We start from the raw sequence: 22,494 nt of genomic DNA, 5'->3' as shown, positions 1-22,494 counted from the left end.
TTTATGGTAAAGCGCTTCGTATTTCACCTTATATAAGCGAGCTGCGTTCAGTCTTAACTTTCGATGGTTTCGCTAGTCCTAGATGGCTTAACCAGTCCGCCTTGGTTTTCATTAACAAACTCATTATTTTTCATAACAGTCTTGCCGCGCACAATGGTCTGTACTGGCATGCCTGTTCCTGTAAAGCCGTCATAAGCTGACACTTTGCTTTTACTGTGCAGCTCTTCCCTTTTGATTTCGAACGATTGGTCTAAGTCAACAATCGTAATATCGGCATCGGTGCCTGGTTGAAATGATCCTTTTTGCGGATACAGATCATATTGTTTCGCCGGATTTTCCGATAGAAGCGCGACTGCCTGCTGAAGGGTTATGCGGCCTTCATTCACTGCATTCAGCATGAGCGGTACTGTCGTTTCCACACCACACATGCCAGCTGGGATGGACCATAGATCACCGTCTTTTTCCGCTTCTGTGTGAGGGGCATGATCCGAGCAGACAACAGAAATGGTACCGTCATCAATTCGCTCCCAAAGCTGATCCTGATCCTGCTTATATTTAACAGGCGGATAAACCTTCATCTGCGGACCGACATCCTCATAATCCTCGGCACTCAAGAACAGAAAATGGGGACATGTCTCCGTCGTAATAGCTTCACCTCTGTTCTGTGCGTTTTTCACCTCGTCAGCTCCTATACCCGAACTGATGTGAAGAATATGGAGGCGGGTGCCTGCATGTTTGGCAAAGGAGATGCCGGTCTGAATCGTTGTTAATTCTGCAAAATCCGGCCGTCCTTCCACAAGTGCTTCGTAATCCGTGCGTCCGCTTTCTTCCACTTCATTTGTCAATGTTTGAATCAATTCATTATTTTCCGCATGGATAGCCAGTATCTTGCCTGTTTTGGCGACCTCTCTGAAAATCTGATAAACTTCCCCGTCTTTAAAAGGCGGAATCACATTTTCCATCTCAGGCTTATAATTATAAATTAAGGCATAAGTATTGCGGTCAACTGCATATCCCCAGAAGAATTTAAAACCAATAACGCCGGCGTCATCAAGCGCTTGGATGTCATTGAGATTCAATTGGCCAAGACAAATACCCCAAAGCCCAAAATCAACATTCGCCTTTTCTGACAGATTTTGAACCTGCTTATGAAAGTTTTTAGCGCTGTTGACCGGGGGTACCGTATTCGGCATTTCAAAAACCGTCGTGATGCCACCGGCCGCCGCAGCCAGTGTTGAATAATAAAAATCTTCTTTATGCGTCGCACCCGGATCTCTCGAATGGACGTGTGTATCCATTAAACCCGGAAGCACGTAACAGCCCTGCGCATCCGTTTCTTCTTCTGCTGTTCCGGGCAATTCTTCGTTTGTAACAGCAGCAATTTCGCCATTTTTAATATAAATGTCCGATTCATAGCTTTTTCCTGAGGTTACTAACACACCGTTACGAATAATGTGATCCCAATCAGCCATGATAATCCTTCCTTTCATCCAAAAATAATAGGTTTAATACAACGCTGTCGACTTTGCTTTTCCGTTAAATCCCTGTTGCATGCAGCACGTTTGGTATGCAAGGTTTTCTAACAATCGCTTGCTGCCTTTTCATAAAGTTATTTACTATTGACCGGCAGCTGCGAAATACCCGGCTTTGTCAGTTCATAAGGATCTAAAATATGATCCAGCTCCTCTTCTGTCATAATACCATATTCCAGGCATAATTTCCGAATCGATTTTCCCGTCTCCAACGCTTCACGGGCGATATTGGACGTCCTTTCATAGCCGATGTGCGGACTGATGGCTGTTATCGTGCCAATACTGGCGTCAACGTAGTCTTTTGCCTGATCTTCATTTGCTGTTATGCCAGTCAAACAATAATTGGTAAACGCGAAAAAGCCATTATTCATGATATCGATGGACTGGAGCAGATTAAATATGATAATCGGTTCCATAACATTTAACTCTAATTGGCCGGCTTCCGACGCCTGGCTCACTGTATTATCATTGCCGATTACCTGAAAAGCAATCTGGTTCAGCACCTCCGGCATAACCGGATTAACTTTTCCCGGCATGATGGACGAGCCCGGCTGTCTGGGAGGCAAGTTCAATTCATTAAATCCAGCACGCGGTCCTGATGCCATCAGACGGATATCATTTGACGTTTTGGACATGTTCACCATGCATACTTTCAGAGAAGCTGAGATTTCTGTGTACACATCGGTATTTTGGGTTGAATCAACTAAGTGTTCCGCTGATTTTAATGGGTAGCCACTAATGTCTTTTAAATAATCCTTGCATAAAATCACGTAGCGCGGATCAGCATTTAAACCTGTTCCGACAGCCGTTGCACCCATGTTCACTTCATATAGCTGCTGGCGTGATTCTCTGATGCGTTTTATATCCCGTTCAACAGCGTGAGCATAGGCTTCGAATTCCTGACCAAGACGGATCGGTACAGCATCCTGCAAATGCGTTCTTCCCATTTTAATAACGTGGCTGAATTCCTTTGCTTTCTCTTTGAATGTTTGATGCATATGATTCATCGTTGCGAGCAGATCCTCAGAAAGCATGAGAACAGCAATGTGAATAGCTGTCGGGAACGCGTCATTAGTTGACTGAGACATATTCACGTGTGTATTGGGACTCAGATAATCATAATCCCCTTTTTGCCTGCCCAGCAGATTCAGTGCCCGATTGGCAATCACTTCATTGGCATTCATGTTGATGGAGGTACCAGCGCCCCCTTGTATCGGATCAACGATAAACTGGTCATGCCACTCGCCGGCAACAATCTCGTCTGAGGCCTGCACGATCGAATCTTTTAGGTGTTTGGACAGTTTTCCAATGTCGAAATTGGCAAGCGCTGCAGCTTTTTTGACCATAGCTATGGATTGAATCAATTTGGAATGGAGAGGATACCCGGTAATCGGAAAATTATCCCCCGCCCGTAATGTCTGAATACCATAATAGGAGTCCTCTTGTATGTTTTTGTTACCTAAAAAGTCATTTTCGATTCTCATGTTATCCACCATAAAAAAGCTCCTTATAGTTTAATCTGTATTTCTTAAAAATCAGTCCATTGATTGTGACACATTTTGGCAGTATATGATTCAGCTTTATACTGCAGTTTCAGGGGCACTTTCCCTGTTGTCATTCAACGATTTTGGCACTTTTTAATACTTGACTTTCCATTAAATTAATCCCAGTTTCAATTTGTTCCCACGACGTGAATTCTTCAGGATTGTGACTCACGCCATTTTTAGATGGAATGAATACCAGACCAGCCGGACACAAACGCGCCATATTCATCGCATCATGGCCTGCGCCGCTTGGCATTAATCGATAAGCATAATCATTGCTGTCACAAATTTCTTGCAGTGATGCTATAGTATCCTCGGACATGTCAACAGATGGTTCGTCTGCAAGCTTACTAGACGTAATGGTTAACTGACGGCTTCTTTCAACACTTTTAATTGTATTAAACAGATACGTGACAACCTTTTCCCTGGATGCAGCGGACGTTCCGCGAATGTCTACTTTTAGATCAACTTCCCCGGGAACGATATTCATACCACCGGGCTTTACCTCGCACACGCCGATCGTGGCGACTGTATCATTGGATGCTTCAGAATGCGCAATAGATTCCAGAGCGAGCGCTACTTCTGAAGCACCAAGTAAAGCGTCGTGGCGGTAGCCCATGGGCGTTGTTCCTGAATGGGATGCCTGACCCGATATCTGTAAAGTGAACCTCGTCGGGCCCGCAATACCGGTAACAATGCCGATTTGTTTGTCCTCATTTTCCAGGACAGGCCCCTGTTCAATATGAAGTTCCAGAAATGATTTAAACTCACGGCTGCTGCGGCGGGCCTCATGCATTTTGTCTATATCCAGAGAATGTTCACGAAACGCATCCTTTAATGAGATGTCATCCTTATCTGTTAAATCACTGATGTCTTCTGGATTTAACAGCCCGGCCATGGCTTTACTTCCCATGGTCGCCATGCCGAATCTGGACGACTCCTCAGAAGCAAACGAGATTACTTCTACAGGATGTTCAGTTGTAATAGACTGTTCATTCATACTGCGAATCAGTTCCAATCCCGTCATCACGCCGACGGTACCATCGAACCTGCCAGCTTCATAAACACTGTCAATATGAGAGCCAATAGCGACAGACGACAAGTCAGGGTTGGCACCTTCTCGTCTGGCAATAATATTACCCACAGCGTCCATTTTGACCATTAAACCTTCTTGTTCGAACAGCCCCTTCAAGTATTCCTTGGCTTGTTTTTCTGTATTTGTATAGGCCAATCGATTGATGCCGGGACCACCATCTGTATATTCATTAAGTTTTTCCAGAGATTCCTGCAAGCGCTTAATATTCAATGTCAATACCCCCTTTATCTCCGCACTTTATTTCAGCTTATTATAGATATAATTCATTTTTATATGGCTGAATGGACAAAAAACACGGGTGACTATTGGTTGTTCACCAACATCTATAGTCGGTAAATCAGATGTTTTTGATATATTGATTGCTCTGGAAAAACATTACGCTTTCCGTGGGCCCTAAGCTCAGCCTCCTCGAAAAAGAATTGCTTTTTCTGCGGGGTCTTTCGACGCACAAGACGTGCTAGTGCAGGCGCCCGGACAGGACGTCGCGAACTTAGCCTGCCACTGCGCATTCCCACAGGAGTCTCCATGTTTTTCCTCTGCCATCTCGTTTCAAAACCATAGCCACTCTTTCATTTCAATCATAGATTTTGATGTTAGTCCTAAACATTATTAGCATCACATATTTGCTCGTTTGACGCGCTTCCGGGGCGACTGTTTCAATGCCATTCAGCGATATAAACCTTGTCAGATTCGATCCATTGTTTTGCCAACCAGTTCATAGATGGTCTGATATTGATATTGTTCCATATACGCCCGAATGCCTTCTATCATATCCTTCATCACACTCGGATTCACAAAGCTCGCAGTCCCGACCTGTACGGCAGTTGCCCCCGCCAGTATCATTTCAATCGCATCGTCTGCATTCATGATACCGCCACAGCCAATAATTGGAAGATTGGATACTTCCCTGACTTGAAAAATCTGTCTAACAATCACCGGTTTGATGGCAGGTCCGGATAATCCGCCCATAACATTGCCTACTTTGGGTTGCTGAGAATGAATGTCAATCGCCATCGCAAGCAGCGTGTTAGCCACGACTAATGAATCAGCACCCCCCCGCTCGGCAGCCAGGGCAATTTTTTGAATGTTTGTTACGTTGGGGGTCAGCTTGACAAGGATCGGTTTGTCCGTAATTTGTCTCACTTTATGAACAACCTCGTAGGTGATATCTTCATCCATCCCGAAAGCCTCACCGTTATTTTCCAGATTCGGGCAGGAGATGTTAAGTTCAAGCGCTGCCACATCAGGACTTCCCGCAATCATTTCAGACATCTCTTCAAATTCTTCAACCGACTCAGCGGAAATGCTTGAGATTAATGGGACATCATATTGCTGGTAATAAGGAACTGTATGATTAAGATATTTGTCGATACCGTCACTTTGAATACCGATTGAATTAATCATGCCGCCAAACGTTTCACAAGCTCTGGGGTTTTTGTTTCCTTTTTGCGGATATTTCGTAATGCTTTTGGGAACAACTGCTCCAATGAGATTAAAGTCGAGAAATTCTTCCATGCCCTTGCCGAAAGCACCTGAGGCAGGCATAATAGGGTTTGAAATCGTTAATCCACCAATATCCACTGCAAGATTCACATCTGTTTTCGTCATGCAAACACCACCTCATCTATAGGAAAAACAGGTCCTTCTTCACACGATTTAACGGAGTAAACAGTATTATTCCGAACCACGTCGCATACACAGGAGTAGCAAACCCCAACCCCGCATGCCATATACTCTTCCAGCGCAACTTCGCCATCAATATTTCTTTCTTTTATAATGTTTTGCAGCAGTACTGATAATCTTCTTGATCCACATGTGTAAGCTGCATCAATTTGATAGAATGTTATCAGGTTATTCATAATTTCACGTACATTATCAACACCACTCGTCTGCTCTTCCTCTGTCACATGAACAACTTCCGTGCAATAGTCCTTTAAAGCCTCAGCAGCCAGCAAATCATCGTGTGAGCGTGCACTTAAAACAGCGTATACCTGAATCCCCTGATTAAATGCCTTTTGAGCAAGGGCGGCGAGCGTGGCGATTCCAACGCCTCTACCAAGCAAAAGAATCTTGTCAGTTCCTTCTTTAATTGAGAACGGAACCCCCTGTGGGCCCAGCAAATTGATATAGTCACCAGGTGTATATTCGCTCAGTTTAGCTGTACCCGGACCCTCCACTTTATAAAGAAACTCTAGACTATTCTCGTTAATGCGAAATGTACTGAACGGACGTCTTAACAGCGGTGTATAAGAACCGTTATCAGCAGATTGAATGTTAAAAAACTGCCCCGGCTCGATTTTTTCATCAATTGACGACGAATCCATGGCCATATGCCAATAGCGCCGGCTCAGCTGTTTATTTGATAAAACTTTCAGATTGGATGTTGCCTTCATAATGAATCCCCTTTCACAATTAGTCTTTAATAAAGCAGTGTAATCTGACTTTATTTTTATGAAAATGAATGGATTTGTTCATATCCGATACGTCTTCCTCTTATCCAATGTATATCTTAATAACTATTATAAGCGTTATAAGTATGATGGTCTTTAGGTATAAGGATGAAAAAAACGGCTATCCGTTATCGATATCGATAATAGCCGCGCAACGATTCATGCGTAATGTTAGGTGGGAGAAGCAGTTGTAGAACGGGGACGGAGGCGCTGACGGCCTGTTGAGAGGCCGCTTTCATGCATGTGGTGGCGGCAGTGGGAAGACAACCCGTTTTATTCACGCGTCATGATATCGTGAATTTTCAGGCTCAAAAAGAGATTCATCTTGCCCTCTGTGGTTTTAAGGTCACATCCCGTTATCTCTTCTATCTTTTTCAAACGATATTTTAATGTGTTGACATGAATATATAGAGACTCAGCTGTGGTTTTTAATATTTCATTATGATGAAAATACGTGCGAATGGTATGGAATAACTCATTCTTTTTATCATTGTTCAGCAGGCCGGCCATCTTTTCATTATAGAAATCGCGCAATTCTTTGCTGTCCCGCAGCAAATTAATCAGCCGATAGACGCCTAAGTCATCATAATAGATCATCCCACTTGAATGATTAATCGTCTCAAGCAGGTATAAAGCCTGATCCGCCTGCTGAAAACTTTTTTGAATGCCTTGAGGGCCTGTCTCTTGTCTGCCAACACCCAGAAATAATGTATAGTCTGATCCAATAAATTGCTGGATTCGGTCATAAAGTTCCTGAAAGACATGGTTCAGATTATTATCGCCGCTGGCAGGTGTAATGACACATATACCATTCCTGATATAACCTGCAAGAGCGTCTGGCAGCATTTTTTTAACGATGGCATTGATTTTATCGTCTTTCAGCTTTTCATAATCCTTGTTCTGGGAATCAGTAAAACCGGCACTGAACAGCATACATATATAAGACGTGTCCTTAGTGATATTATACTTTTCACCCCACTCAAGAATCGATCTTTCTCTTATGTTCTGGCTGAAAAGCAATTCCCGCATAAAATCATTCTCATATTGCTGAGCAACGTCATGTTTCACCTTTAATTTTAAAAATTCCAATGATAGTAAGGTGGAAGCCTCTTCTAAAATAACTAGATCACTAGACAAATGTTCATTATTTATGCTCCAGCTTGTAATATTGCCATAGTAATCACCGTCCACAATGATAGGCGAAACAATGCAAGCAACGGTTTTATCGTCATATTCACGATTGATTTGCAATGGTCTCTGAAGCACAGATAGTTCATAAATTTCATCATTGCTTAATGGGGTTACCTTCGTTTCTGATATTGTAGATCTGATATAAGGAAACTCGCTTTCAATCGTAATGTCATTTTTAATCAGATACTCAAGATTTTCTGCAAACACATCCACCCCCTGGTTATTTAAAGAAATTTCACGCAAGATCGTAGAAGCATGTTCTACATCTTCCTGTAAAACCACTTTGTCGTTAAAGATCTGGTGCATAACCGGGTAAAGAATATCCAAGTATTTCACATGATCAGGAATAAAAATGATCGGGAAATCCAACTCATTTGCATGATCAATAATAGCATCAGGAATCTTGTCCATAAATTGGAAAGGTTTGATGGCCAGGGCACTCGCATCAGCCGCATATAACTCCTGGATCAGTTTGCTTTGTGCACCATAGTCATCCTTTATGGCAAAAAGTGATGTCAATATCAATTCTTTATTTTTCAGCCATTGCACAATCTCCGGAACTTCCATAATCGTAACTCGCTCAACAACTCTGCTTAAACCTTTATGTCCGGCAATCACTTCACATTCATTAAACTTGCCCAATTTCATTACATTCCTAAGTGTAAGTCCCATTATTCTGCTCCTTTATGTTACTCATAAATCAGTGCTTTTCATTATCTTCTTCAACTCATAGTCAGTTTCTCAAGAAACTTGAATGAAAAAAGAACCCAATTTCTGTTGTAGTTAAAGTACAAAACAAAAACCAACAGATAAGGGTTCCTCTCTTATCTATATTTTACCGTGAATAACATTTAAGTTCAATTATTAAATTGTCTAAAGGGGGTGGCACACTTTTTTCAGCTGCAGGTGACTGTTAATCAGGAACTCGATGAAAATATCAATTTTACCCATACATTGGTGAGAGAAAAGCTGGATTCAATCATTGTTAACTGTTCAAAATATCAACTAAGAACAACGATATTTCAGGTATATAGGTGATCAGCAACAGGGCAGCAATATTACAAGCCAAAAACCTCAGTATGCCTGGTATCATTTCTTTAGTACTAGTGTCTGTAACTGATTGTCCCACAAAAATATTTATGCCAAATGGTGGTGTATACATCCCGATTGCAAGGTTAGCAATCATGATAACACCCAAATGCACAGGATCAATACCTAAATTCATAGCTGCAGGATAAATAAGCGGAGCAGTCACAATTATGGCTGCCACACCATCCATGAACATTCCTAAAAGCAGCAGGATAGCATTCAGAATCAGCAAGAATAGAATGCCTGTTGTGATGTTTTCTGCAATAAACTGAGCAATCATCTGTGGAACTCTTTCATTTGTTAATACCCATCCCAGGACCTGTGCTGACGCAACCAAAACCAATATTTGAGCTGATGTAATACCGGAATCCACGCAAATTTGGTAGATTTTCTTAAGATCTAGTTCGCGGTAAATGAAAAAACCAATCACAAGAGCATATACTGCTGATATGCCTGCAGCTTCAGTCGGACTGAATATGCCAGAATAAATACCACCTAAAATAATAACTGGAACGAGCAAAGACCACCATGCTTTGACAAAACTTATTAAAAGTTCTGACCACGAAGCTTTTTTATCTTTTTGCAAATTATTCTTTTTAGCGTAGTAATAGATATAAATGATTGATGACAATCCTAAAACAACACCAGCTACACTTCCTGCAATAAATAAGCTGCTAATAGAAACTCCCGTTACCGTTCCAAATATTATTAATGTAATACTTGGAGGTATAACCAAAGACACAGCTCCTGCCGATGCTAAAAGACTGCCTGAAAAAGATTTGGAGTAACCTCCCCGCAGCAATTCCGGATACATAATTTTACCAATTGCAACAACTGTAGCTGGACTGGACCCGGATAAAGCTCCGAAAAACATGCTTGAGACTTGAGTCGTGAGCGCTATACCACCAGATAAATGACCCACCAGCGCTCGGGCAAAACGCAATAATCTATCGGACAATCCGCCACGATCCATGATATTAGCAGCAAGAATAAAAAGTGGCAGGGCCATAAGAGAAAATGTGTCAATCCCTGCAAAAAGACGCTGGATTAATACCATCATGTGAGAATCACTTAAAAACATTACAGCCAAAAATGAGGACAATCCGAGTGAAACGAAAATGGGAATTCCTGTTATCAAGAACAACAGAAGTAAAATTACAAGCGCACCAATCATATACAACCCTCTCTCTAGTCGTAGCTTATTTCTTTGTTTTTAAATAGTTGCCACATATTAATGACTATATGAATTATCGATAATACGGCTCCTGTCGGAATAGCTAAGTATATCCAGTAAATTTTGATTTGCAGTGCCGGCGTAATTTGACCTGTTTCCATTGAAAAGAATACAATATCCAAGCCAAATTTGAGTAAAAAAAGCATAAACACAAGAGATGCAACATTAACAAAAGCTTGTAATATTATCTTTTTTTCCTTTGCTTTCAAACTATTCATCAGCAAATCCACACCGAAGTGTATGCCTTTTCGAAAACAGATACTTAACCCAATGAATGTGATCCAGATAAAAGCATACCGGATAAACTCCTCGGCCCAGGTTGTGCTGGCTGAAAATAAATTACGCAAAATGATATTCATAAAAAGGATCCCTGTTGCAGCAATCATACCTATGCCTACAAAGTGTTCCTCAATCTTGTGTAAAATCTTCATTAATCTCATCCTTTATAAAATGAAGTCGAATCTATAATATTATTTTCTGAAGATAGGGTTTGATTTAACAAAACACTTGCTTATTTAATATAGAATCATTCCACGTTTTGAACTGCTTTTTTCACTTTGTCAAGAAGTTCCATTTGTTTGGACGTATCAAGCGCTTTTTCCCAATATGGTTTTGACTTTTCTTTGAACTTCTCTATTTCTTCATCAGTAAGTTCATAGTAATTTACACCGGAATCCTTAATGTTTTCCCTGAATTCATCTTCTTTTTCTTTAATTGCTTCACGGGCTGCAGTTCTGCCTTTCTTTTCAGCATCAACTATAAGTGACTGTACGTTGTCATCCAAGCCTTTAAACCAGGACTGGTTGGTCATTAGTAAATATGACATTGGACCGTGTTTACTTTCAATTACATGATTCTGTACTTCATAATATTTCTGTGAATATATTGTTTGCAATGGATTTTCCTGGCCGTCAACTATGCCTTGCTGAAGTGAGTTATAAACTTCTCCATAAGGAACAGGGATTGCGTTACCTCCCCAATGCTCATACTGATTAATTAAAACCGGAGATGCCATTGTTCTCATTTTTAAACCTTCTAAATCTTCGGGGGAATGGATTTCAGTATCTTTGGTAGTGAAAAGTTTATATCCTCCAGGCCAGAATCCTAAACCTTTAAATCCTCCATTTCCCAACGTATCAAGCAAAGCTTTACCCGCCTTGCCATCCATGACACTATACATCTTTTCCGCATCCGTTGGCCATAGATATGGCAGGTCTACAATCTTTATATCGTCAACGAATGGCGTGACAGCAGCTGGTGGCTGCATGGTAATGTCTATTTCGCCTATCTGCGTAGACTCAACCTGTTCTCTGAGACTTCCAAGCTGAGATTCACCATAAATCTCTACCGTAATATTTCCATTTGATTTATCCTCAACTACTTTTTTAAACTTTTTAGCCCCTGTGTGTTCTGGACTTGTAAGAGGCTGGTTATGACTGAACTTAATTGTCATCTCGGGATACTCACCGTTGTTTGACTGTTTCTCGTCATTGTCACCGGAAGCTCCATCAGCCCCCCCGCATGCAGTCATTAATAATAAAAAAATGATCATTAAAGATATAGAAATAATGTATTTCTTCATGTCCCAAAACTCCTTCTTAAATTGACTTTTAAACGCTACCAATAGTTTATAAGACAACAAGTCAATTAATCTAAATGCCTACCCTATCCTGGGACATCACCTCACTTATTTTGAAAGCGCTTAATATTTTATTTAATTACTTAAATTCTATAACATATTTATCAAGAACAAAACAAGTGTCTTAGCCAAAAAAAACCTTTGAATATTGTCTTTTTCGACAATGCATTTAGGAAGGAATATATTGATGTTTTAACTGACAGCTTTTCAGGTAATATCTTAGCAATCAAAAACGGAAATAGGTGTAGATTGTTGAATAGCTTCAATCTGATGCAAAGAACCCGTCCTCCGTTGTAAAGTTGGAATTTACATTAAAGTTCCCCGCATGTTCACGCTTTAAAGCGCTTATAGCAGAACTTGTCGCGCGCCCGTTTGGTAAATACTTGAAATTGAATCACTCGAATCATAAAAAAAACGGGAAAAGCATTATTTCCTTCTCCCTTGACCTAATTCATCTCTTAAAGACCAATTGATAGGTATTACTTTTTTATTAATGGCTGAAAAAGAATCACTTGGCCGCGGTTGAATAATAGAAGAAACGCTTGCATTCAGGAATGATTATATAAGTGAATCCAGTTACAAACCTTTAAAAGCAGTAGAACATCTTTTTAGTTGTTACATGGCAAACAGTATGACCGTTTTTGTGCGCACGTCAGTCGATCCTACATATATTTATTTGAAATATTTTCACTCACCCTTGCCACATTTATCACATACGTATACCATTTTTATATTTTATCATGAGGATATGATCGGAAATAAGATGGAATATAGGCAAACGAGAACAAAACAGAAAGACGGTGAAAACATTGGAATTGTTAGGTATCAACGGTTTGTGCCATATTGTTGGCATCTCAGAAAATACCGCAGCAAATTGGATCAAGGATTTTAATGTTTATATCCCGAAAGCAGACCAGCAGGATGAAACGTATTATCATCCTGAAGCGATTGAAGTACTGAAATTCACCAAACAATGTAAAGACCAAAACTATGACAAGCCACAGATTATGGAAATGTTGACAAATAGAAGTTTTCCGATCACAGTCGACAGTTCGATAAAAGATGTGCAAACAACATTAGAAAGTGGTAATTACAAAGAAAATATTTTATCCGTGATGCAGACCATCGGCATGACTGTATCTAATGTAGCTAATCAAGAAAAATGGTTAAAAAACATCTAGGAAAAGCAGGACAGACAAAACAAGCGAATCGAACATACGGAAAAACAAGCAAAAGAAATAAAAGATTTAAAACGAGAGATTCAAACATTAAAACAGGAAATTACCAAAATAAAGGAAAGTCAAATAAAAAAGGAAAAGTGTACTGATTCATTCAAACAAGCAAAGCCTTTGCATCTGATATAAAGTGAACAAATGGTGGAATCGCCATGGTTCAGCCGGATACGAAAAATGCTAAACCAGGAGTGTCATCGAATTTATGAGAGAAGAAAACTACTGAAAGGAAAGGTATTGCGATATCAATTAAAAAAATTGCAGTGTTGTCGACATTACCAACTTTTATGATCTGAAAGAACTGGGGGTCAAACATCCGAACATTGTCGTTGCGCATGATATCCTAGATGTAATTGAGCAAAAACACGTATACCTCACTTAATCTCCTTAGAAAACCGGGCAAAAAGCTGCCCGGTTTTTTCATTCCTATCGAGAAAATATTATAATAAAATGGCTAAAATATGTAAAGATGGTTAAACGGGCGCTAGCCCTATTCAAGTTAAGTGCCCGAGTTAAGCAGTATATTATTTTTTATACCTCTTCCCCTCTAATTCTAATCATTTTCGTTTCAGCAGCTCTAACCTTTCTTGAAAGTATAAAATTTTGCGATACAATTTTATTAGCGAGATAAGGTGCCTCCAGCGTTAAAGTTGCGAGACTTCCCTTACCTTCCGATAAGTCAACACCGACTCCCGATGGTCGCCGTGTTTCCTTTATCTACTGCGGCCAGTGGTGCAAACCGGCTAAAATCGCCGCGATGCGCAGTCCGTACGTCGTTGAACGGGCACTTGCGCTATTGTTCACAGACTTTATAAACGCAAGTTAACGAAGAACTTCGATGCGTTATTAAGCACCTTTTAATCAGGAATTTACAACAACTACCAGTTTTAAAATCACGCTTCAGTACGAAACATAAGGGTACCCAAGGAGGTGACTGAATATGCCAAGCAACAACAGTTCAAATCAACTGGTAGTCCCTGGTGCAGAACAAGCTTTAAACCAAATGAAGACTGAGATTGCGCAGGAGTTTGGTGTACAACTTGGTGCTGATACTACTTCCCGTGCCAACGGATCTGTAGGTGGGGAAATCACAAAACGTCTTGTTAACACAGCTGAACAACAATTTGGCGGTAACATGCCGCGGTAACGTAACAACTGTATAATTATGGACAAAAGGGCTATCCTTCTAGGGCGCCCTTTTCTGGAACTGTAATGTTCAAAATGAAACTGGGTAACTGAATGATACAAAGACGTGATTACTTACGTAAGATGAATAGAACAAAAGCTGTTTAGTATTGGGTCATTATTTAGTCAACAAGTGGAGGATTAACCCCTCCACTTTGCTTTAAAGAAAGATCAAAAAGGAATGAGGTTCATATTCCATTCTCGCGCCCGATCGTATTATGGAACAGTACTGCAGTAGAATCGTCTTCCGGTATTTATATTATCAAAATCCCATTTCGGTTCTTCCAATCCTACCGATAGACCATTGAACATAACAACAAATGTATTACGAATCAAAATAGGAAATACAATAGTCACGCTGATAACGAGAATGTACTTTAAAGTTTTCTTTGTACAAAAATAGTGCGCTTTTGACTGCTTTCATTGATATATTCTCCTTTAAGTTTTTGGGTTCAGGATACTTTGTAAAATATTATTTTTCGTTTCCTCATGTTCAGCTGAAGGTTTGCCTTCTTCAATTCTGTTTATTAACTTCCGTGCCTCTGCCGCCTTACGATCTTTATTTGAACGTAGATTGATTTGATATCTTAATAACAAGAGTAAATCAAACAAAAGGTAGGGTTTAGTCCATATTTTTTTCCAAATAAAAGAAATAACTTTTTTTCTTTCCTCATAAGTCTCCATTTGAATCAGATTTTTACGACTCATAGCCCTCATTGTCTCATCTTTATTTTGCTCAAGATAGTCTGCATCCTCTTTTGTTAATATTCCTTTTTTATAAACGCTTTCTGTATAATTCAATCCTTCTTTTACCGTTTCTTCAATTATTTCCTGTTCGTGAATTCCACGCTTAGCCATCTCTATAAAGGAGTTCAGAGACTGATAAACATCATCTGGCATACTTGATACCAGCTTTTGTTTTAGCCTCTCCAAGGTGTCTATTAAATTGTAAAAGAGCATTTTTGCTGAAGAATTCAACCATTCCTTACCAATAGAATTCAAATTTTTATTCATGGTATCAAATCCATTAGCTGTAAGAGTGATTACTTTTGCATCATCATAAAAAGGAACTATTCCATCTTCCCTAATAACCACATATTCAATAGGAGGTGTTACTGTAAAGAAAAAATAGTATTGGCCTTTATAATACACCCTCAGTGGCAAAAATGTTGATTCTTTTTTTTCTTTCTCATATGGCGAAAGAGCTTCGGCAACAATATTTGGAACATCACTTTTTTTAAGCAAGAACTAACACCTCCATCGTTTATTAGCTAAACAGTCCACCAACAAAATCTCCTACTTTTTCAGCTGTATCTTTAGCAAATTTTTCGTTCCTTCCCAAACTTCGTTAACTATTCTGCAATATGGCTCTTTAAAGCAAAGCAAAAGTGGACACAAGTCTTATTCCGTTCTTGCACCCGTTTGTAGTATAGTGTAAAAAGGATCAAACCCTCCCTGAATATATCAGTAAAAATGTACTTAGTTATCTGAATTTATTGATGGTTCCTCAGTAATGTTTTCATCTGTTTTCACGCCCATATTTGAAATAACAATTACTGTAAAAATTAATATGCAACTTATTAAAACATAGCCAAGAATCTTATAACCTCTTGTTTTACTTTTGATGACAAGAAAGATGCCAAGAATTAATATTAATAAAATCAACCATATCATAAATGTTCACCTTCTTTGGATTTCATTACGCAATTTGTCTCAATGAACGAATAACGAACGCATTTTTATTCCTGATAAGCGCCCGTTTGCTTAAGATGCTTGTTTTAAATACACTTTTAAATCTGCTAAGAGGGTCGGATCACTCCAGTGAACATAATGGCCGCTTTCCACAGGACGGTAGGTGATTGGCAATCCATCCAGTAGTTCCAGTTTTTTGATATATTTATAAGTGTTCTCGCGTTCTCTTTCATTAACTCCTGTGAATGTGGCATATGCCAGATATGTAGGTACCTTAATCTGCTTAAGCAGCTTTGGAAGATTGAGATTATAATAACCAAATATAAGATTTAATCCTTCTGTCGAAATATCCACTGCCCCTTTGATGGCTTTTCTCACGTATGGACTTTCGTCAATGGAAACCATATCGCAAAACTGCTTCACACTTTTATCAAGATCCTCATCTTCTGAATCCGGATCTTCAAACAATGGTCTTAACAGCTTCAGGAAAGAATGCCCAAATAATGTTGCCATAACATTCAATACGGGAAAAGAATAGGCAAATGCGCCAAATTCCGATTTCGGGATTCTGGGCATAGGCTTGTGTCCCTGATCTAGCAAAACAAGACTTTTTATTTTTTCAGGATAATGATTTGCAAATGCTAGCAAAACACCCCCTCCCAGAGAATGTCCAATGAATGACGCCTTATCAATATTTTTTTGATCCAAGTATTCCTTTAGCCAGTTCGCCATTTTTAGAGAGGTGATCCGTCCCTGTATCCCCATTCCCTGACCTAAACCGGGGAGATCCACCATATGTGTTTCAAAATCATCTTGGAGATACCTAGCTACATTGAGTCCTTCATTTCCGGAAAACCCTGCCGCCGGAAGGAAGATGAGCTTTTCTCCTTCACCTATGATTTCTGCATAATAATCATACAAAATATTGCTTTTCATCTCCATCCCTCCATCCCTATCCAATAATCGCGCCCTATAAAGGAATAAACACAATAAACACTATAGTTTGAATTTCTTTAGTTAAGGGTGAGAATAAACTCTTCAACATCCCTACCACGCGCGTTTGCATACCCGCTATCTTCACCCGAAATCATGAACCCACATCTTTTTAAAACCTTTATGGATCCAGTATTGTCTTTTGCAGCGCGAGCATAAAGTGGACGAATTGAAACCTGTTTTAGAAATTCTTGTAAAGCGTTGGTTGCGATTCCCTTACCCCAGTATTCCTTTCCAATCCAATAGGTTACTTCTGGTTTTCCGGACTGCTCGAAGTGTACAATATGGCCAACTACGGTGTTCTCAACAATGATAGTTTGCTTAATAATATTCTTATTCGTAAGTATTTTGTTCCAGTGTTCAGCGAAGCTATTCCAATCATTAGGGTCCTTACTTGTAAAGGCGGCCATTTGGTTTGCCTCACTGTCCCGTTGATGCTTAAAAAAAATAGGAAGGTCATCCTCATCCACATTCCGAAGCACTAAATTGCTCATTAAACTCACCCTCTGTCGTTTACTTTATTCTAGCAAACGTACGTTCCCTAAGCAATATATTTTATCGTGTAAAACCACCTTGATATGCTTAGTACCAATTCATTTCCTTGTTCAACAAAATGGCCCGATTGTTGAAGATTATAACACTTTCAATTATGTAATAGTAACCTAAAAGTCAATACCGCTCAGATTATACTCCGAGCGGTGTTGCTATATGATTGATTTTTATACACTCCTTTGCAAAAGGACAGTGTCTGCATACACGTGAGGGTTTGGCTGGAAACAATTTTTTATATTCGTGTGGGAGTATGTCTAAGAGTTCTAACTTTTTGTTAATCTCACCAGCCACTTCCAGTGCCCATAGCCTTGCTGTTTCCATACCGTCTACAGTAAAAGCACGACTGCTTTCCTTCTGATAGCGAAGAAAGTATAATACACCTTCCACCGTTTCTAAATTTTTTATTTGGCTGATTGCCCAAGCATATAACGCCAGTTGCTTATTTTCCGTTACGTCATAAGAAATACGGTTTGTTTTCCAGTCTGTTATGACGCCATCAGGCGAATACAAATCAATGTAGCCCTGTATTTCAGGCGCAATGGTTTCATCCGCTAATGGCAGTTTGAAATACATCTCCGTTTCGCCCATATGTGGCTGGATGGGTGCTCGATCCACCAACTCAGAAATTTCATGTTGTTTCAGCTCATCATGGAATTCGGCTACAGCATAGCCATTTAAAACGGCTTCTTCATGTGACAGACCATTTATCTTATCATCAATGGCTTGGTGAACAGCCTTTCCGAGCGCCAGTGGTTGAGTCATTGGCTCGTCTTTGCCAAGAATATATTTGTTGTAGAACCGAAACGGACACTGTTTATACAATTTTAATCGTGAAAACGAAAAAATCATGGGGTTACCTCCTTTCGACATATATTTAAAAGAAAAAGGAAGATGGATCTTATCCAATCTCCCTTTTGTTTGCTTTCACCTTTTTAAAATGGCAGGTCTTCATCGTTGACATCGACCGGTACACCCTGGCCCTGATACGGATTATTTTGCTGCTTGTTTTGGTTGTTTGGTTGATAACCGTGTTGCTGATTTCCTTGACCGTTCTGGTTACGTGTATCAAGAAATTCAACGTTATCGGCTACCACTTCCGTCATAAAGACCGTCTTGCCATCCTGCCCCTCAAAGGAACGCGTCTGGATGCGGCCTGTGACACCAACCTGAGAACCTTTCCCGCAGTATTGTGCTGTGTTCTCGGCAGGTTTGCGCCATATCTGGCAGCGAATAAAGTCCGCATCCTGATTGCCTTGATGATTCCTGAACGGACGGTTTACCGCCAACGTAAAGGTTGCCACGGCATTGCCATTCTGTGTGTATTTCAGCTCCACATCTTTTGTCATACGACCAATCATTTGTACATTGTTCATTTTAAATACGCTCCTTCACATTTGAATTTTGGAATGAATCTTGGTATCCTTAACCACGTTATATAACTTTTTCTGTGACACTTTCCTGTTTTGGATTGTGTCTTTTTTTATCATCAATTTGGGCCAGAAATTTTAAAAACAGGATATTGAGAAACAATGCGTCCAGATCAAGGTCCATGGTTTTCAAACAGACGCGCCATGCACTGCGACCCAATTCTGTTCCTTCTAACGCCCAACTCTTTAATGCCTCGCTGCGTTTTAAGAACTCATCTTGAATTTGGTCATACATTGCGGGAATCGGTGAATCCCAGCATTTCCGTATGAACCAGGTCATCAATTCCTGCCTCCGCTCATCCTGATTTTCCAGATGCGCGATACACAGAAATAACGCATAATGCGTCACCAGTTCATCATGGACATATTGCTTCCAGTCTTTGATCACTTCCTCCCGTTTTTGTAGAAACCCATTAAACGATTTTCGTTTATAGTCCTGCCAACCAATGCGTTTCAGCTGGTACGGATTCAGTTTATAAGCTGGATGGAGTGTTGTCTTTGCTTGACCAAAGTACTGCTCCTTAACGGCGTTATAAGGTTTACCGCTCAACTTTGCTTCAAAGTCCAGCACGCCACCTGATTCCTTGCAATACCAGCACTTATAGACGTTGTCGTCCGTATTTAACGAGAGATAGTGCTTCTTGGGTTTTTTGGTGTCCTCATGACAAAAAGGGCATTTACACAATGTTTCCTTCTTCCCATACGATTTGGCATGAAACGTCAAATCATATTGTTGCGCAACATCCAGAATACCCGGTAACAAGATCATCACCCCGCTCGTTGCTGCGTTTCTTCAACGAGATCAACGAGAAAAAGAAAGCCGTTTTCCTTTTTCAAGGAAAGAGTGACATTATCGCCTTGTTCCAAACCATCCGCTTTCTGAACGGCTTGTTCACCGCGCGCAAGCATCAATTGGGTCTGTCCATCGATCACACCAGTGATTTTGGCAAACTTTTCAGAAGCCTTCTCACCAAATTTCACATTTTGGATCATGACCTCATAAGGATAACCTGCTTCGCTTTGCTCATTTTCTTGAGGTGCCTTTGCAGGCCCGTCAGTCTCTTTTGATGATTCGCCTTTTTGGTTCTCTTCTTTTTCATCCTTTTGTTGATTATCGACTGAAGCCCTTTCAGCGTAATCTTTCAGGAAGTAGAAACTATTTTCTTCATAGAGTTCCAGGTTTAAAATTTCCCCGGCCGATACATGCTGCAGGGATTTCATTAATGATTTATCCCGAATCAATACTTGAACGGCTTGATTGGACGTTTTGCTCTGAACCGACAGAACACCATATTGTTTCTTTGATGAACTTGTTTTGATGTCATACGATTTGACGACCATTTCCTGATGGATGACGTCGTCCCCCGGTTGGGACACTTCTTTTTCAGGTTCTTTCGCAGCCGGTTTGGTTTGTGCTGAATGCTGTTTATCCGGTGAAGCTGTTTCCTTTGCATCCTCTGTTTGCAGATTGTCATCCAGCCCCATTTCTTCCTGCGTATATAAACCGCCCAATGGAAATTGCCGGCGCAGCACAAAGGTTTCGGCAATCTTGATAATCATGGCGCTTGGCAGCGTATCCCACACGTTGGGATTGCCGTACCGGGAATTTTGCCTGCCGCTGTTGGCCAGAAAATATTCCTCAAAGTCGACAAAGACGGCCACTGGGTTATGCTTTTTATGCTGCATAATCGCATAAGCCCCCAGAATCTGTCCGCGTTTTGTCCCGAATTTATGCCTGACCGTTCCTTCAGAAGGCAGAAACTCAAAATGATCGCCTTCCTTCACCACATTGGCGTTGGGCGGTCCGACATAACCCGGCTGACTGGTAGCGACACGGAGAAGTCCGTCCCGTGTTGTGATGAATTGGGTTTTGGCACCGCGTTTGGTTTCATAGCGCTGAAAGACAATGTCGCCCAATAACGGGTTCAACCCAAAGTTCTCACAGACTTCCAGGAAATGCTCTGCTTCTTCCTGTGTACCTTTGGCTGGTTCGATAAATCGTTTCCAGATCAGGGATTTTTCACTGTTTGAGAATTGAATTGCTTTTTCCATTTCTGAACATCTCCTTTAAAAATTTTTTTAAATTAACAACCGATGACTTCTGTTGAACAGAAAAAACATCGGCTCTTCACAGTGACTGATGACCCAAAAATTTAAGTCATGTTATCACTCCTCTCATATAATGTTTTTATATATAAAAAAAGCCAGTTCACCTCATCAATATGAGATAAACTGGCTTTTATAAGCAGTAAAAAAGCGCATTGCTTCTACAATACACTGCTTTTAATTCCTTGAGTTTTCGTACACATATAATATGTTACGCAGGCAATTGCCTACTGCTGTTCAACCTTTCCTTAAATACAAAATAACCGGACCATTCGAACATGAAAAACTTTGTGTCGAATCTTCCTCTCAATCGAGGATAGGACGACTTTCACCGAGACAGGTGACAAATACACTTATAAATTATATTTGCATTATAACAGAATATTATGAACATGTCAAAAGATACCGGTTTTTTTATGATTGAACATTTCACCTTATTTAATTTTAACGATTTTCGAATTGTTCCAGTCTTTGTTCTGCGGAACTACAATGAATTTTCACATATTTGTTATAATTTAATCGTTTTGCAAAAGTTTTTTGTACTATAATATAATTAGAAATAGTATGATAAAGGATGTGAGAAGTTATGCGCAAACAGAACAGTCTTGAAGAACTTACTGACCAAATCAAAGAGGCTTTGCTCAATGACGAGGAAGCATTGAAGGCAATTGAGCAAAAACTCGATGAAAAATATGCAAACTAATTTTTTAAACCTTGAGCAGGATTAAACCTGCTTAAGAGTTTTAATATTGTTCATGGTATCGTTATCAGCAAGGGAGAATATTATGTACTTACCGGTTTTCATGACAGCGAAATTCGGGTATAATAAAAATAGAATGTCTCCCATAAAATAAAGTGACCGCTAGTGCAAATACACTAACGGTCACGCACAACAGCCCTTCAAGGGGGCGGCTCACATTACAGGTTTTTGAAAAACTAACTACCCATTATGCTTGCCAGGCCTATGGGTGGTTATTTTTTCTGGTTTGACAGTATGGCTATGATTAATGTTCCGAAGGAAATCATCAAAAAAAGTGTTTCGAATACTGTCATCGGCATCACCCCCTTTCCCAAAAAACGTGCAAAGGGGTGTGAGCCACCACCCATGAAGGCCTTATTGTACAAGTTCTATTGTAACAAACATTTTTCTCTTATAACAGAACATATTTTCTCATTTTTAAATGTTAGTGTTATTTGTTCATTTCCTTCTTAACAGCTATTGTCCTCTTCTATCTGATCCAACAGATTACGCCTCATTAATTCTTCCTTTAAAAGCCCAATAAAATTTCGGTCTACATTTAAATGCAACGCTTTTTGATAAGCATGGATTAACAATTCATCTGACGCATGTTTCATGGCAGCCTCCTGTTCAATAAAAAAAGCCACCGACTCTATTTAAGCCAGCAACTTCTCTACAATAATTTTATTCAACATAATATGACATCATTTAGGTGATAACAGGTACTCATACTTAAGTGTCTGACATCCTTGCATTCTTAAAGCCCGGGACATGATTGCCCCGGGCTTCCTTC

The 22,494-nt window shown here is 40.1% G+C and carries 21 protein-coding genes; 3 read left to right on the top strand and 18 right to left on the bottom strand.

The features are described 5' to 3' along the window. Positions 1 to 53: 53 nt before the first annotated feature. The 9 genes from allB to AOX59_RS03410 all read right to left on the bottom strand — a co-directional run bounded on the left by allB (position 54) and on the right by AOX59_RS03410 (position 11,718). The gene (gene allB / locus AOX59_RS03450; RefSeq protein WP_068441877.1) at positions 54 to 1,472 is read right to left on the bottom strand and encodes an allantoinase AllB; all 1,419 of its coding nucleotides are present in this window, start codon (positions 1,470 to 1,472) and stop codon (positions 54 to 56) included. A 137-nt stretch (positions 1,473 to 1,609) separates the two neighbouring features. Next, positions 1,610 to 3,028 carry an aspartate ammonia-lyase gene (aspA, locus tag AOX59_RS03445; RefSeq protein WP_068441874.1) on the bottom strand — a complete coding sequence of 473 codons (1,419 nt, stop codon included), beginning with the start codon at positions 3,026 to 3,028 and terminating at the stop codon, positions 1,610 to 1,612. A 118-nt stretch (positions 3,029 to 3,146) separates the two neighbouring features. Then, entirely contained in the window at positions 3,147 to 4,382 is a 1,236-nt protein-coding gene (locus tag AOX59_RS03440; RefSeq protein WP_068441871.1) for a Zn-dependent hydrolase, read from the bottom strand. 474 nt (positions 4,383 to 4,856) lie between these two features. After that, positions 4,857 to 5,780: a dihydroorotate dehydrogenase gene (locus tag AOX59_RS03435; RefSeq protein WP_068441868.1), complete on the bottom strand. Its 924-nt coding sequence runs from the start codon at positions 5,778 to 5,780 to the stop codon at positions 4,857 to 4,859. Further along, the gene (locus AOX59_RS03430) at positions 5,777 to 6,565 is read right to left on the bottom strand and encodes a dihydroorotate dehydrogenase electron transfer subunit (protein ID WP_068441865.1); all 789 of its coding nucleotides are present in this window, start codon (positions 6,563 to 6,565) and stop codon (positions 5,777 to 5,779) included. Before AOX59_RS03430 ends, AOX59_RS03435 begins: the two co-directional genes overlap by 4 nt. A gap of 330 nt (positions 6,566 to 6,895) precedes the next feature. Further along, entirely contained in the window at positions 6,896 to 8,485 is a 1,590-nt protein-coding gene (locus tag AOX59_RS03425; protein WP_068441864.1) for a PucR family transcriptional regulator, read from the bottom strand. 313 nt (positions 8,486 to 8,798) lie between these two features. Further along, positions 8,799 to 10,076: a TRAP transporter large permease gene (locus AOX59_RS03420; RefSeq protein WP_068441861.1), complete on the bottom strand. Its 1,278-nt coding sequence runs from the start codon at positions 10,074 to 10,076 to the stop codon at positions 8,799 to 8,801. Positions 10,077 to 10,090: 14 nt separating this feature from the next. Beyond that, positions 10,091 to 10,567, bottom strand: coding sequence for a TRAP transporter small permease (locus AOX59_RS03415; RefSeq protein ID WP_237049367.1), 477 nt, complete (start codon positions 10,565 to 10,567; stop codon positions 10,091 to 10,093). A 95-nt stretch (positions 10,568 to 10,662) separates the two neighbouring features. Then, positions 10,663 to 11,718, bottom strand: coding sequence for a TRAP transporter substrate-binding protein (locus tag AOX59_RS03410; protein ID WP_169792854.1), 1,056 nt, complete (start codon positions 11,716 to 11,718; stop codon positions 10,663 to 10,665). Positions 11,719 to 12,575: 857 nt separating this feature from the next. Here AOX59_RS03410 and AOX59_RS03405 point away from each other — a divergent pair. Further along, on the top strand, positions 12,576 to 12,956 hold the full coding sequence (locus tag AOX59_RS03405) for a MerR family transcriptional regulator (RefSeq protein ID WP_218917912.1): 381 nt from the start codon (positions 12,576 to 12,578) through the stop codon (positions 12,954 to 12,956). Positions 12,957 to 13,947: 991 nt separating this feature from the next. Further along, positions 13,948 to 14,154 carry an alpha/beta-type small acid-soluble spore protein gene (locus AOX59_RS03400; RefSeq protein WP_068441852.1) on the top strand — a complete coding sequence of 69 codons (207 nt, stop codon included), beginning with the start codon at positions 13,948 to 13,950 and terminating at the stop codon, positions 14,152 to 14,154. A 476-nt stretch (positions 14,155 to 14,630) separates the two neighbouring features. On the opposite strand, the gene AOX59_RS03395 is transcribed toward AOX59_RS03400, so the two are convergent. The 7 genes from AOX59_RS03395 to AOX59_RS03360 all read right to left on the bottom strand — a co-directional run bounded on the left by AOX59_RS03395 (position 14,631) and on the right by AOX59_RS03360 (position 20,908). Beyond that, positions 14,631 to 15,437: a hypothetical protein gene (locus AOX59_RS03395; protein ID WP_068441849.1), complete on the bottom strand. Its 807-nt coding sequence runs from the start codon at positions 15,435 to 15,437 to the stop codon at positions 14,631 to 14,633. 519 nt (positions 15,438 to 15,956) lie between these two features. Next, positions 15,957 to 16,820 (bottom strand): alpha/beta hydrolase, encoded by an 864-nt coding sequence (locus tag AOX59_RS03385; protein WP_068441846.1) that lies wholly within the window; start codon positions 16,818 to 16,820, stop codon positions 15,957 to 15,959. A gap of 77 nt (positions 16,821 to 16,897) precedes the next feature. After that, positions 16,898 to 17,371, bottom strand: coding sequence for a GNAT family N-acetyltransferase (locus AOX59_RS03380; protein WP_068441843.1), 474 nt, complete (start codon positions 17,369 to 17,371; stop codon positions 16,898 to 16,900). A 190-nt stretch (positions 17,372 to 17,561) separates the two neighbouring features. Next, complete coding sequence (locus AOX59_RS03375; RefSeq protein WP_068441840.1) at positions 17,562 to 18,278, bottom strand: RecB family exonuclease; 717 nt, start codon at positions 18,276 to 18,278, stop codon at positions 17,562 to 17,564. Between the two features lie 83 nt (positions 18,279 to 18,361). Continuing rightward, positions 18,362 to 18,802 (bottom strand): single-stranded DNA-binding protein, encoded by a 441-nt coding sequence (locus tag AOX59_RS03370; RefSeq protein WP_068441837.1) that lies wholly within the window; start codon positions 18,800 to 18,802, stop codon positions 18,362 to 18,364. 58 nt (positions 18,803 to 18,860) lie between these two features. After that, complete coding sequence (locus AOX59_RS03365; protein WP_068441834.1) at positions 18,861 to 19,625, bottom strand: hypothetical protein; 765 nt, start codon at positions 19,623 to 19,625, stop codon at positions 18,861 to 18,863. Further along, on the bottom strand, positions 19,625 to 20,908 hold the full coding sequence (locus AOX59_RS03360; RefSeq protein ID WP_068441831.1) for a RecT family recombinase: 1,284 nt from the start codon (positions 20,906 to 20,908) through the stop codon (positions 19,625 to 19,627). Before AOX59_RS03360 ends, AOX59_RS03365 begins: the two co-directional genes overlap by 1 nt. 640 nt (positions 20,909 to 21,548) lie before the next feature. Here AOX59_RS03360 and AOX59_RS19500 point away from each other — a divergent pair. Beyond that, a complete protein-coding gene (locus AOX59_RS19500) occupies positions 21,549 to 21,665 on the top strand; it encodes an FbpB family small basic protein (RefSeq protein WP_156418628.1) in 117 nt (38 codons plus the stop codon). Between the two features lie 269 nt (positions 21,666 to 21,934). On the opposite strand, the gene AOX59_RS20650 is transcribed toward AOX59_RS19500, so the two are convergent. Together AOX59_RS20650 and sda are read right to left on the bottom strand one after the other, a co-directional pair. Continuing rightward, positions 21,935 to 22,015, bottom strand: a complete 81-nt coding sequence (locus AOX59_RS20650; protein ID WP_418000779.1) for a putative holin-like toxin — start codon at positions 22,013 to 22,015, stop codon at positions 21,935 to 21,937. Positions 22,016 to 22,171: 156 nt separating this feature from the next. Beyond that, on the bottom strand, positions 22,172 to 22,318 hold the full coding sequence (gene sda, locus AOX59_RS19105) for a sporulation histidine kinase inhibitor Sda (RefSeq protein ID WP_082684109.1): 147 nt from the start codon (positions 22,316 to 22,318) through the stop codon (positions 22,172 to 22,174). Between the last annotated feature and the right edge of the window lie 176 nt (positions 22,319 to 22,494).

It is taken from the genome of Lentibacillus amyloliquefaciens, from assembly GCF_001307805.1.
GTDB classification, from domain to species: Bacteria; Bacillota; Bacilli; order Bacillales; family Amphibacillaceae; genus Lentibacillus; species Lentibacillus amyloliquefaciens.
The sequence above is the reverse complement of the archived record's forward strand: the minus strand, read 5'-3'. Positions and strand labels throughout refer to the sequence as shown.